The sequence below is a fragment of the Nitratireductor sp. ZSWI3 genome (genome assembly GCF_024655565.1).
GTDB lineage: Bacteria > Pseudomonadota > Alphaproteobacteria > Rhizobiales > Rhizobiaceae > Nitratireductor.
This window is the reverse complement of sequence record NZ_JANKOF010000130.1, coordinates 1-10,799: the sequence shown is the minus strand read 5'-3', so window position 1 is coordinate 10,799 and position 10,799 is coordinate 1. Positions and strand designations below refer to the sequence as shown.

Below are 10,799 nucleotides of genomic sequence, written 5' to 3'. Positions count from 1 at the left end.
ATCGCCCGCGCCGGCGGCGCCGGCCGGGGCCGGCGCTCCCTCTTCGCCCTTCGCCGAAGCGCCCATGTCCGGGCCGTGCGCGGTTTCGCTCGTCTCGACCTCCACATGGGCCGCCTCGATCTCTGCCACCTCGGCGCCGGTCGCTTCGGCCACGCGGCGCGTCAGCGTCGAAAACTCCATCGCCTTCAGGAAGCCGATCAGCTTCGGACCGTTGGGCGGGCTGAGCTCGAAGGCGTCGAGCGCCTCCTCGATGGGGGCATCGGCGCGCAACCGCACCAGTTCGCGCGAGATGCGTGCCTTGTCGGCGAATTCGATCAGGTTTTCGCGGCGCTTGTTCTGCTTGATCTCGCCGGCGCGCGCCAGAAGCGTGTCGAGGTCGCCATATTCTTCCAGGAGCTGGGCCGCCGTCTTCGGGCCGATGCCCGGCACGCCTGGCACGTTGTCGACCGAATCGCCCGTCAGCGCCTGCAGGTCGATCATCTTTCCCGGCGGCACGCCCCACTTCTCGATCACCTCGGGGATGCGGATCTCGCGGTCCTTCATCGGATCGTACATCGACACCTGGTCGGTGACGAGCTGCATAAGGTCCTTGTCGGAAGAAATGATCGTCGTGTCGACGCCCGCCTCGGTTGCGAGCCGGGCATAGGTCGCGATCAGATCGTCGGCCTCGAAGCCCGCGAGCTCGATGCAGGGCAGGTCGAAGGCGCGCGTCGCCTCGCGGATCAGCCCGAACTGCGGGATCAGGTCCTCCGGCGGCTCTGACCGGTTGGCCTTGTATTCCGGATAGAGATCGTTGCGGAAGGTCTTCGACGAATGGTCGAAGATCACCGCGAAATGGGTCGGGGTCACGCCGACATCCGTGTCGCGGGCATCGCGCAGCAGCTTCCACAGCATGTTGCAGAAACCGGCCACGGCGCCGACCGGCAGGCCGTCGGATTTGCGGGTCAGCGGGGGCAGCGCGTGGTAAGCGCGAAAGATGTAGCCCGAACCGTCAACGAGGAAGAGATGATCGCCTTTTTTCATGGCTGCTACGGGTAGCGCGGCGGCCTCCGCCTGTCCATGGCAAAGGGGGTGAAACCCCCTTCTGGACAGCATCTGTGCTGACAAGGGTGAACGTCGTCTACCACTTCTTCATCACGGCTTTGTTACGAAGTTGTAATGTCCGTGCCCTTGAATAGCCACGTTCAAGCACAAAATAACAGACAGCGGCATTTTTCGCCGTGGTCCGGTCAAGGCTCGTCCCCCGCCTTATCCGGGCAAATAGCGGCAGCCTCATCCCCCCTCTCCGGGCTGCCGCGGTGTTTCAAGCATGGCCGCCGTGGTTTCCCCTCCACCACGGCGGCACTTGCTTCTTGGGGGGCCTGTATCGATCTCAGCCCTTCTTGCGCTTTCTGCCGTAGAGTTCCAGCCGGTGGTGCACGATGTCGTAGCCCAGCGAGCGGGCGATCTCCTCCTGCAGCGCCTCGATCCGCCGCGAGTGAAACTCGATGACGTCGCCCGTGTCGATGTCGATCAGATGGTCATGGTGCTCGCCGCCCGCCTGTTCGAAGCGTGCCCGCCCGCCCTCGAAGGCATGGCGGTGGATCGCTCCCATGCCCTCCAGAAGCTTCATCGTCCGGTAGACCGTCGACAGCGAGATGCTGGAATCGATCGCCGAGGCGCGCTGGAAGATCTCCATCGCGTCCGGATGATCGTCGGTCTCCGTCAGGATCTGCAGGATGATCTTGCGCGGCCGGGTGATCCTGATGCCCGAGCGGCGCATCTCCCGCTCATAATCCGGCTTGTGGTTCGCGTGCTGATTCATGCCCGGACTATGCGCCAGATGACAACCAGTTGCAAAGATTCCCTGCCGCGGCACCCTCGTCCCGCCTGAAAAACCCATCGTTTCAGGCCTCGTCGCACTTTATAATGCAAATGATTTGCAATTGCGTTGACGCGCGCCCGCTTTCGCCCTAGCTTTTGCATCGTCACATCGCATTGTACCTTGTTCAGGGGATTTTCATGGGTTTAGCCAAGGGTCTGGCCGTCCTGCTCGTTACGGTCCTTGCGGGAGCGCCGGCGCTCGCGCAGGAAGAACGCTTCAAGGCGGTGACCACCTTCACCGTCATCGCCGACATGGCGCGCAACGTCGCCGGCGAGGCGGCGATCGTCGAATCGATCACCAAGCCAAACGCCGAGATACACAATTACCAGCCGACGCCCGGCGATATCCTTCGCGCGCAGGACGCCGACCTGATCCTGTGGAACGGGCTCAACCTCGAACTCTGGTTCGAGCGTTTCTTCCGCAATTTGCGCGAGGTGCCGAGCGTCGTCGTCTCCGAGGGCGTCGAGCCCATGGGCATCGCCGAGGGCCCCTACACGGGCAAGCCCAACCCGCATGCCTGGATGTCGCCGAGCGATGCGCTCACCTATGTCGACAACATCCGCGACGCCTTCTCCGAGCACGATCCCGACAATGCGGCGGTCTATGCGCGGAACGCCGAGGCCTACAAGCAGCAGATCACCGCCGCCGTGGCGCCGATCCGCGAGCGTCTCGCCGCCATCCCGCAGGAACGGCGCGTTCTGGTGTCGAGCGAGGGCGCCTTCAGCTACCTGGCGCGCGATTTCGGCCTCCAGGAGCTCTATATCTGGCCGATCAACGCCGATCAGCAGGGCACGCCCCAGCAGGTGCGGCATGTCATCGACCGCATTCGCCAGACCGGTGCGCCGGCCGTCTTCTCCGAAAGCACCGTTTCGCCCGATCCGGCGCAGCAGGTGGCGCGCGAGACGGGCATCCGCTATGGCGGCGTCCTCTACGTGGATTCGCTGAGCGATGCCGGCGGGCCGGTCCCCACCTATCTCGACCTTCTGCGGGTTACCACGCAGACCATCGCCGAGGGGCTCGACGGCCAATGAACGCCCCTCTCGTCGACCGCAGGCGCGCGGCAGGATCCGCCGGCATCGACGTCCGTGACGTCACGGTGACCTACCGCAACGGCCACACGGCGCTGCGCGACGCCACCTTCTCGATCCCCACCGGCACCATCGCCGCCCTCGTCGGCGTCAACGGCAGCGGCAAATCCACCCTGTTCAAGGCGATCATGGGCTTCGTCCCCGTCGCCAGGGGCGCCGTCTCCATCTTCGGCGAGCCGGCGGGACGGGCGCTGAAGCGCAACGTCGTCGCCTATGTGCCGCAGGCGGAGGAGGTGGATTGGAACTTTCCGGTCCTCGTCGAGGACGTGGTGATGATGGGCCGCTACGGCCACATGAATTTCCTGCGCTGGCCGCGCCAGGAAGACCGCGACATGGTCGCCGCCGCCCTCGAGCGCGTCGGCATGGCCGATTACCGCAAGCGGCAGATCGGCGAGCTCTCCGGCGGGCAGAAGAAGCGCGTCTTCCTGGCCCGCGCACTGGCGCAGGAGGGCCGCGTGATCCTGCTCGACGAGCCTTTCACCGGCGTCGACGTGCGCACCGAGGAATCGATCGTCGCCCTCCTGCAGGCCCTGCGCGAGGAGGGCCACGTCATTCTCGTGTCGACGCACAATCTGGGCAGCGTGCCGCGCTTCTGCGACCGCACGGTCCTCATCAACCGGACGGTGCTCGCCGCCGGGCCGACCGCTGAGGTCTTCACCCGCGCCAATCTCGAAAAGGCGTTCGGCGGCGTGCTGCGTCAGTTCACCCTGGGCGGCGCCGAGCTGCACGAGGACGCCGAGAAGGACACGCGCAGCCTCACCGTGCTCACCGACGACGAACGGCCCTTCGTGATCTATGGCGAGGGCGAAGAGACCTCGAATAACTCGAGGAAGAGGACCTCCGGCCGATGAGCGCCCTTCTTCTCGAACCCTTCTCCTACGGCTACATGGTCAATGCCATGTGGGTCAGCGCGCTGGTCGGCGGCGTGTGCGCCTTCCTGTCGGCCTATCTGATGCTCAAGGGCTGGTCGCTGATCGGCGATGCGCTCTCGCATTCCATCGTGCCGGGGGTCGCCGGCGCCTATATGCTCGGCCTGCCCTTTTCCATCGGCGCCTTCTTCGCCGGCGGGCTGGCGGCGGGCGCCATGTTCTTCCTGAACCAGCGCACCAGGCTGCGCGAGGACGCCATCATCGGCCTGATCTTCACCTCCTTCTTCGGCCTCGGCCTGTTCATGGTGTCGCTGTCGCCGGCCGCGGTGAACATCCAGACCATCGTGCTCGGCAACATCCTCGCCATCACGCCGGGCGACACGCTGCAGCTCGTCCTCATCGCCGGCATCACCCTGGCGGTGCTCGCCGTGAAGTGGAAGGACCTGATGGTGGCCTTCTTCGACGAGAACCACGCCCGCTCCATCGGCCTCAATCCCGGCTTCCTGCGCCTCGTCTTCTTCACCCTGCTCAGCGCCTGCACCGTGGCGGCCATGCAGACGGTCGGCGCCTTCCTCGTCATCGCCATGGTGGTGACGCCGGGAGCGACCGCCTATCTGTTGACCGATCGCTTCCCGCGCCTCGTCGCCATCGCCGTCGCCATCGGCGCGCTGTCGAGCCTGATCGGCGCCTATGCCAGCTATTTCCTCGACGGGGCGACCGGCGGCATCATCGTCGTGCTGCAGACGCTCGCCTTCCTCGCCGCCTTCTTGCTGGCACCCAAGCACGGGCTGTTCGCCGCCCGCAGGAGGGCGCGCGAGGCGCTGGAAGCGCCGATGCGGGAGACGCGGGCATGAGCGCGCTGATCGACACACTGATGCTGCCCTTCGCCTTCCCGTTCATGCAGCAGGCCTTCATCATCTCGCTGCTGATCGCCGCGCCGATGGCGCTGCTGTCCTGCTTCCTGGTCCTCAAGGGCTGGTCGCTGATGGGCGATGCCGTCAGCCACGCGGTGCTGCCGGGGGTCGTCGTCGCCTACATCGTCGGCATCCCCTTCGCCGTCGGCGCCTTTGCCGCCGGCATGATCTGTGTCCTCGGCATCGGCTATCTCAAGGAAAACAGCCGGGTGAAGGAGGACACGATCATGGGTGTGGTGTTTTCCGGCATGTTCGGGCTGGGCCTCCTTCTCTACACCAAGATCCGCACCGAAGTGCATCTCGACCACATCCTGTTCGGCGACATGCTGGGCGTGTCCTGGGGCGATATCGCGCAGACGGGGATCATCGCAGTCTGCGCCTCGGCGGCCATCCTGCTGTTCCGCCGCGACCTGCTGCTCGCCGCCTTCGACGCACAGCACGCGCGGGCGATCGGCCTGCCGGTCGTGATCCTGCATTACGGGCTTTTGTCGGTGCTCTCCCTGACCATCGTCGCGGCGCTGACGGCGGTCGGCATCATCCTCGCCATCGCCATGCTGATCGGCCCCGGCGCGGTGGCCTTCCTGCTCGCCCGCCGCTTCGACCGCATGCTCATCACCAGCCTCGCCGTGGCGCTCTCGGCATCGTTCCTCGGGGTCTATCTCAGCTTCTTCCTCGACAGCGCGCCGGCGCCGACCATCGTGCTGGTGATGACCGTCATGTTCGTCGGCGCCTTCCTCTACACGCTGCGCCGCAACGCGCTCGAGGATGCCGCGCGCGCGACAGACAGCAGCGCACCGAGCTCGGGTGAGGGGCTGGTCAACCCAGGCCGCAAATGATCTAGCTCGGCAGAACCGCCGTCGCCTCGATCTCCACCTTGGCCTGGTCCTCGATCAGCGCCGTCACCTGCACGACGCTCATCGGCGGGAAGTTGCGGCCCATCACGGCGCGGTAGGCTTCACCCAGCTCGCGCAGGCGGCTCGTATAGGCCTTCTTGTCGGTGATGAACCAGGTGAGCCGCACCACGTGCTCCGGCCCGGCACCGGCTTCCTTCAACAGGGCGACGATGTTTTCCAGCGCCTGGCGCACCTGCCCGATGAAATCCTCGGTCTCGAAGACCTGATCGCGGTTCCAGCCGATCTGCCCGCCCAGGAAGACGGTGCGCCCCGCGGCCACCACGCCGTTGGAATAGCCCCTGGCGGGCGCCCAGTCGGCCGGCTGCAGGATCTGGTGAACGGGAGCGGTCATGGCATTTCCTTCATGCTGTCAGACTGTGCGTGCTCTCACACGCCGAGAAAGCGCTGCTGCGTTTCGGCGTCCAGCACGTCCGGCGCGCCGGTCCACACGGTGCGCCCCTTTTCCAGGACGACGCAGCGGTCGGCCACGGGCAGAAGCTCGCTCAGCGTCTTGTCGACGATGAGGATCGACTGGCCCTCGGCCCGGATGGCGCGGATGGCGCGCCAGATGTCGTGGCGGATGACGGGAGCCAGCCCCTCGGTCGCCTCGTCGAGAATGACGAGGCGCGGGTTGGTGGCGAGCGCCCGGCCGATGGCCAGCATCTGCTGCTCGCCGCCGGACAAAGTGCGCGCATATTGTCCGCGCCGCTCCTTAAGCCGGGGGAACAGCGCGTAGACGCCGGACAGCGTCCACTTGCCGGGGCGCGCGGCCGCCAGAAGGTTTTCTTCCACCGTCAGGTTGGGAAAGCAGCGCCGCCCCTCCGGCACCAGGCCGATGCCGAGCCGGGCGATGCGGTGCGGCCGCATCCGCGTGATGTCTTTGCCGGCAAACTTGATGTTGCCCTCCCGCGCCGGGGTCAGGTGGCAGATGGAGCGGATGGTGGTCGTCTTGCCCATGCCGTTGCGGCCCATCAGCGCCACCGCCTCGCCCTCCTCGACGGCGAGGTCGACGCCGAACAGCGCCTGCGACTTGCCGTAGAAGGTCTGCAGCGCCTCGATCTCGAGCAGTTTCATGCGCCGTCTCCCAGATAGGCTTCGCGCACGGCCGGATGGTTGCGGATTTCCTCCACTGTGCCGGTGGCGACGATGCGCCCGTAGACGAGCACGGAGATTCGGTCGGCAAGCGCGAAGACGGCGTCCATGTCATGCTCGATGAGCAGGATCGGCGCCTCCTCCCGCAGGCCGTCGAGGAAGGCGGTCAGCGCCTGCGATCCCTCCGGCCCCATGCCGGCCATGGGCTCGTCGAGCAGGAATGCCCTGGCACCCAGCGCCAGCGCGATGGCGATCTCCAGCTGCCGCCGCTCGCCATGCGACAGCTCGGCGGCCGGCACGTTCGCGCGGTCCGAAAGGCCGACGCGGGCGAGCGCTTCGCGGGCGGGTTCCGTGAGGCTCCCGTCGCGCATGACAGGCTTGAAGAAGCGGAAGCTCGACCCGGCGCGCGCCTGCACCGCCAGCATGACGTTGCGCAGCGCCGAGAATTCCGGCGCTAGCGACGACACCTGGAAGGTGCGCCCCATGCCGAGCCGGGCGCGGGCCGCCATGTCGAGCGGCTTCACGTCGCGCCCCTCGAAACGGATCTCGCCGCTGTCGGGCTTCAGCGATCCGGCGATCTGGTGGATCAGCGTCGACTTGCCGGCGCCGTTCGGGCCGATCAGCGCGTGGATCTCGCCGGCCTTGAGGTCGAGGCTCACATCGTCCGTCGCCTTCAGCGCGCCGAAGCTCTTCCTGAGATTGCGGATTTCCAGAACGGGCTCAGCCATGCCGCGCCCTCCCGGCCACCAGGCCCATGACGCCGCCGCGCGCGAACAGCACGACGGCCAGCAGGATCAGCCCGAGGAACAATTGCCAGTGCTCGGTGACGCCGCCCAGCGCGAATTCGAACAGCACGTAGACGACGGCGCCGGCAAGCGGCCCGGCAAGCCGTCCGACGCCGCCGAGGATGATCAGCACGATCAGCTCGCCCGACATGTGCCAGGAGAACATGGACGGACTGACGAAGCGATTGAGGTCGGCGAACAGCGCGCCGGCGACCGCCGTCACCATGGCCGACAGCACGAAGGCGACGAGCCTGATGCGGAACGGGCCGATGCCGACGGCGGCAAGCCGCGTCTCGTTCTGCCGGCCGGCCTGGAGGGCGGCGCCGAAGCGCGACGCGCGGATCAGCGCGAAGAGCACCAGCCCCGCCGCCAGCAGGACGAAGCAGATCAGGAAGAAACTCATCGGCGCCAGCGTGTTCACGCCCGGGAAGGCGTTGCGCACATAGATCGACAGCCCGTCCTCGCCGCCATAGGCCGGCCAGGAGATGGCGAAATAGTAGATCATCTGCGCGAAGGCGAGGGTGATCATGATGAAGTAGACGCCCGACGTCCTGAGCGAAATGAGGCCGATCAGTGCCGCCACGAGACCGGCCACGAGGGCGCCGGTGATCCAGATGACGATCATCTGGTTGGTGCCCGGCAGGCCGCCGAGGAGCGGCTCGCCGTTGAAGGCGTGCGTGACCAGGATGCCCGCCGCATAGCCGCCGATGCCGAAGAACGCGGCATGGCCGAAGGAGACCAGGCCGCCGAGGCCGAGCGCGATGTTGAGCCCGGTCGCCGCCAGCGCCAGGATGGCGATGCGGGTGGCGAGCGTGATGTAGAAGGGCTCACCCATCGCCTGCGCAGCGAAGGGCGCAGCGAGAAGAGCAAGCACGAAAAGAATGCTGATGGCGGTTTCGCGGGTCATAAAGGCGCCTCACCCATTGGCCGCGAACAGGCCCTGCGGCCTGAAGGCGAGGATCAGCGCCATGACGACGTAGATCAGCATGGAGGCGATCGCCGCGCCCACCGTGGCGGCGGCCGAGGGCGGCATCATCAGCCCGAACAGATGCGGCAGCAGGAAGCGGCCGAGCGTCTCCGTCAGCCCCACCAGGACGGCGCCGACCAGCGCGCCCTTGATGGAGCCGATGCCGCCGATGACGATGACCACGAAGGCGAGGATGAGCACCGGCTCGCCCATGCCCACCTGCACGGACTGAAGGGCTCCCACCATTGCACCTGCAAGACCGGCCAGCGCCGCGCCGAGCGCGAAGACCAGCGTGTAGAGCGTGCCGATGTCGATGCCGAGCGCGGCGATCATCTCGCGGTCGCTCTCGCCAGCCCGGATGCGCATCCCGAGCCGCGTCTTGCCGATCAGCAGGTAGAGCCCGACGGCGACCGCGATGCCGACGCCGATCACCGCCAGCCGGTAGACCGGATACTGCGCGCCGCCCGGCAGCGCCACCGCGCCGGCGAGCAGCCGGGGAATGTCGAGATAGAGCGGGAACGAGCCGAACACCCAGCGCGTGCCTTCGGAAAAGATGAGGATCAGCGCGAAGGTGGCGAGCACCTGGTCGAGATGATCGCGCTCATAGAGCCTGCGGATGACCAGGATCTCGACGACGGCGCCCGCGGCGGCGGCGGCCGCCAGGCTGGCGACGAGACCGAGCCAGAACGAGCCGGTCGCCGCGGCGACGCTCGCGCAGGCGAAGGCGCCGACCATGAACAGCGAGCCGTGCGCCAGGTTGATGAGCCCCATGACGCCGAAAATCAGCGTCAGGCCGGCCGCCATGAGGAACAGCATGACGCCGAACTGCAGGCCGTTCAGGATTTGCTCGATGAGGAGGGCTATGGACACGGGTGGCTTTCGCGGGCTGGTTTGGGATTTGGTGCTGCGTGGAAGACTCCCTCTCCCCGTTTACGGGGAGAGGGTGAGGGTGAGAGGCAGCGTCTTGATCTGCAAGGCTTGGCGTCCGCCCCTCATCCGCCTGCCGGCACCTTCTCCCCGCGAGCGGGGAGAAGGGAGCGCCTCTACATCTTGCACTCTTCCGCGTAGGCGTCCTTGTGGTCGGTGAAGGCGGTGCCGACGATCTTGTTGGTCAGCGTGTCGCCGTCCTTCACCACCTCGCGGACATAGAAATCCTGAATCGGATGGTTGTTGGTGTTGAAGGAGAACTTGCCGCGCACCGAGTTGAAATCCGCCTCCTTCAGGGCCGCGCGGAAGGCGTCCTTGTCCTTGACGCTGGCCTTGGCGGCCGCCGAAAGGATCAGGTTCGCCGTGTCGTAGCCTTGCGCGGCATAGACCGACGGCAGCCGGTCATAGGCGGCCTTGAAGCCCTCTACGAACGTCTTGTTGGTCTCGTTGTCGAGGTCGGGCGCCCAGGAGGCGGTGTTCTTCACGCCAATCGCTGCATCGCCGATCGCCGGCAGCACGTCCTGGCTGAAGGAGAAGGCCGGCCCGAGCAGCGGCAGGCCGACGCCGGACTGCGCATATTGCTTGGTGAAGGCTATCCCCATGCCGCCGGGCAGGAAGATGAACACCGAATCGGCGCCCGAAGCACGGATCTGGGCGATTTCGGCGGCGTAGTCGGTCTGCCCGAGCTTGGTGTAGATCTCGCCCGCCAGCTCGCCCTTGTAATAGCGCTTGAAGCCGGTCAGCGAATCCTTGCCGGCCGGATAGTTGGGCGCCATGATGAAGGTCTTCTTGTAATCCTTGTTGGCCGCCTCGCCCATCGCCTCGTGGAAATTGTCGTTCTGGTAGGCGACGTTGAAATAGTTCGGCCCGCAGCCGGCCCCTGCCAGCGCCGAGGGCCCCGCGTTGAGCGACAGGTAGATGACGTCCTGCGCCGTCACGGCCGGCACCACGGCCATCGCCAGGTTCGACCAGATGATGCCTGTCATCAGGTCCACCTTGTCGCTCTGCACCATCTTGTCGGCGATCTGCACGGCCAGTTCCGGCTTCTGGGCGTCGTCCTCGGTGACCACCTCGATCTCCGTATTGCCCGACTGCTTGATGGCGAGCATGAAACCGTCGCGCGCATCGATGCCGAGGCCCGCGCCGCCGCCGGAAAGCGTGGTGATCATGCCGATCTTCACCGGTTCGGCGAAGGCCTGGCCGGCAACGCCGGTCGAAAACGCCAGAAGGCCGGCTGCAAGTATTTTCCTCATGGAAGTCTCCCTTTTTCGGTTCCCGTGTATCTGCAAGGGCAGGTGTCTGCCCCTCATCCGCCTGCCGGCACCTTCTCCCCGCGGGCGGGGAGAAGGAGGACGGTTGCGACGTCTATGCCTCCCTCTCCCCGCTTGCGGGGAGAGGGT

At 66.4% G+C, this 10,799-nt stretch carries 12 protein-coding genes; 4 read left to right on the top strand and 8 right to left on the bottom strand.

Annotated features, from left to right (window positions below; all coding sequences use genetic code 11):
* Together NUU27_RS23650 and NUU27_RS23645 are read right to left on the bottom strand one after the other, a co-directional pair.
* Positions 1–1,023: 5'-3' exonuclease H3TH domain-containing protein (locus NUU27_RS23650; protein WP_308219998.1), on the bottom strand; the 1,023-nt coding region annotated here is incomplete at its 3' end.
* A 349-nt stretch (positions 1,024–1,372) separates the two neighbouring features.
* Positions 1,373–1,804 (bottom strand): Fur family transcriptional regulator, encoded by a 432-nt coding sequence (locus tag NUU27_RS23645; protein WP_257764759.1) that lies wholly within the window; start codon positions 1,802–1,804, stop codon positions 1,373–1,375.
* 197 nt (positions 1,805–2,001) lie between these two features.
* Between NUU27_RS23645 and NUU27_RS23640 the strand changes: the two genes are divergently transcribed.
* Genes NUU27_RS23640 through NUU27_RS23625 form a run of 4 tightly spaced genes read left to right on the top strand, consistent with a single transcriptional unit; the run spans position 2,002 to position 5,571 of the window.
* Complete coding sequence (locus NUU27_RS23640; protein ID WP_257764758.1) at positions 2,002–2,895, top strand: metal ABC transporter substrate-binding protein; 894 nt, start codon at positions 2,002–2,004, stop codon at positions 2,893–2,895.
* Positions 2,892–3,803 carry a manganese/iron ABC transporter ATP-binding protein gene (locus NUU27_RS23635; RefSeq protein WP_257764757.1) on the top strand — a complete coding sequence of 304 codons (912 nt, stop codon included), beginning with the start codon at positions 2,892–2,894 and terminating at the stop codon, positions 3,801–3,803. The genes NUU27_RS23640 and NUU27_RS23635 overlap by 4 nt, the downstream gene beginning before the upstream one ends.
* A complete protein-coding gene (locus NUU27_RS23630; protein WP_257764756.1) occupies positions 3,800–4,675 on the top strand; it encodes a metal ABC transporter permease in 876 nt (291 codons plus the stop codon). The genes NUU27_RS23635 and NUU27_RS23630 overlap by 4 nt, the downstream gene beginning before the upstream one ends.
* Positions 4,672–5,571: a metal ABC transporter permease gene (locus NUU27_RS23625; protein ID WP_257764755.1), complete on the top strand. Its 900-nt coding sequence runs from the start codon at positions 4,672–4,674 to the stop codon at positions 5,569–5,571. The genes NUU27_RS23630 and NUU27_RS23625 overlap by 4 nt, the downstream gene beginning before the upstream one ends.
* A gap of 1 nt (position 5,572) precedes the next feature.
* Here the strand turns inward: NUU27_RS23625 and NUU27_RS23620 are convergent, their stop codons facing one another.
* The 6 genes from NUU27_RS23620 to NUU27_RS23595 all read right to left on the bottom strand — a co-directional run bounded on the left by NUU27_RS23620 (position 5,573) and on the right by NUU27_RS23595 (position 10,652).
* Positions 5,573–5,980, bottom strand: a complete 408-nt coding sequence (locus NUU27_RS23620) for a RidA family protein (protein WP_257764754.1) — start codon at positions 5,978–5,980, stop codon at positions 5,573–5,575.
* A 35-nt stretch (positions 5,981–6,015) separates the two neighbouring features.
* The gene (locus tag NUU27_RS23615) at positions 6,016–6,702 is read right to left on the bottom strand and encodes an ABC transporter ATP-binding protein (protein WP_257764753.1); all 687 of its coding nucleotides are present in this window, start codon (positions 6,700–6,702) and stop codon (positions 6,016–6,018) included.
* Positions 6,699–7,448, bottom strand: coding sequence for an ABC transporter ATP-binding protein (locus tag NUU27_RS23610; protein ID WP_257764752.1), 750 nt, complete (start codon positions 7,446–7,448; stop codon positions 6,699–6,701). The genes NUU27_RS23615 and NUU27_RS23610 overlap by 4 nt, the downstream gene beginning before the upstream one ends.
* Positions 7,441–8,412 (bottom strand): branched-chain amino acid ABC transporter permease, encoded by a 972-nt coding sequence (locus NUU27_RS23605; protein WP_257764751.1) that lies wholly within the window; start codon positions 8,410–8,412, stop codon positions 7,441–7,443. The genes NUU27_RS23610 and NUU27_RS23605 overlap by 8 nt, the downstream gene beginning before the upstream one ends.
* A 9-nt stretch (positions 8,413–8,421) precedes the next feature.
* Positions 8,422–9,342, bottom strand: a complete 921-nt coding sequence (locus NUU27_RS23600; RefSeq protein WP_257764750.1) for a branched-chain amino acid ABC transporter permease — start codon at positions 9,340–9,342, stop codon at positions 8,422–8,424.
* A 173-nt stretch (positions 9,343–9,515) separates the two neighbouring features.
* Complete coding sequence (locus tag NUU27_RS23595; RefSeq protein WP_257764749.1) at positions 9,516–10,652, bottom strand: ABC transporter substrate-binding protein; 1,137 nt, start codon at positions 10,650–10,652, stop codon at positions 9,516–9,518.
* Between the last annotated feature and the right edge of the window lie 147 nt (positions 10,653–10,799).

Coding starts and splice junctions, on each gene's coding strand:
- NUU27_RS23645 (WP_257764759.1), bottom strand. CDS start 1,804: ATGAATCAGCACGCGAACCACAAGCCGGATTATGAGCGGGAGATGCGC.
- NUU27_RS23640 (WP_257764758.1), top strand. CDS start 2,002: ATGGGTTTAGCCAAGGGTCTGGCCGTCCTGCTCGTTACGGTCCTTGCG.
- NUU27_RS23635 (WP_257764757.1), top strand. CDS start 2,892: ATGAACGCCCCTCTCGTCGACCGCAGGCGCGCGGCAGGATCCGCCGGC.
- NUU27_RS23630 (WP_257764756.1), top strand. CDS start 3,800: ATGAGCGCCCTTCTTCTCGAACCCTTCTCCTACGGCTACATGGTCAAT.
- NUU27_RS23625 (WP_257764755.1), top strand. CDS start 4,672: ATGAGCGCGCTGATCGACACACTGATGCTGCCCTTCGCCTTCCCGTTC.
- NUU27_RS23620 (WP_257764754.1), bottom strand. CDS start 5,980: ATGACCGCTCCCGTTCACCAGATCCTGCAGCCGGCCGACTGGGCGCCC.
- NUU27_RS23615 (WP_257764753.1), bottom strand. CDS start 6,702: ATGAAACTGCTCGAGATCGAGGCGCTGCAGACCTTCTACGGCAAGTCG.
- NUU27_RS23610 (WP_257764752.1), bottom strand. CDS start 7,448: ATGGCTGAGCCCGTTCTGGAAATCCGCAATCTCAGGAAGAGCTTCGGC.
- NUU27_RS23605 (WP_257764751.1), bottom strand. CDS start 8,412: ATGACCCGCGAAACCGCCATCAGCATTCTTTTCGTGCTTGCTCTTCTC.
- NUU27_RS23595 (WP_257764749.1), bottom strand. CDS start 10,652: ATGAGGAAAATACTTGCAGCCGGCCTTCTGGCGTTTTCGACCGGCGTT.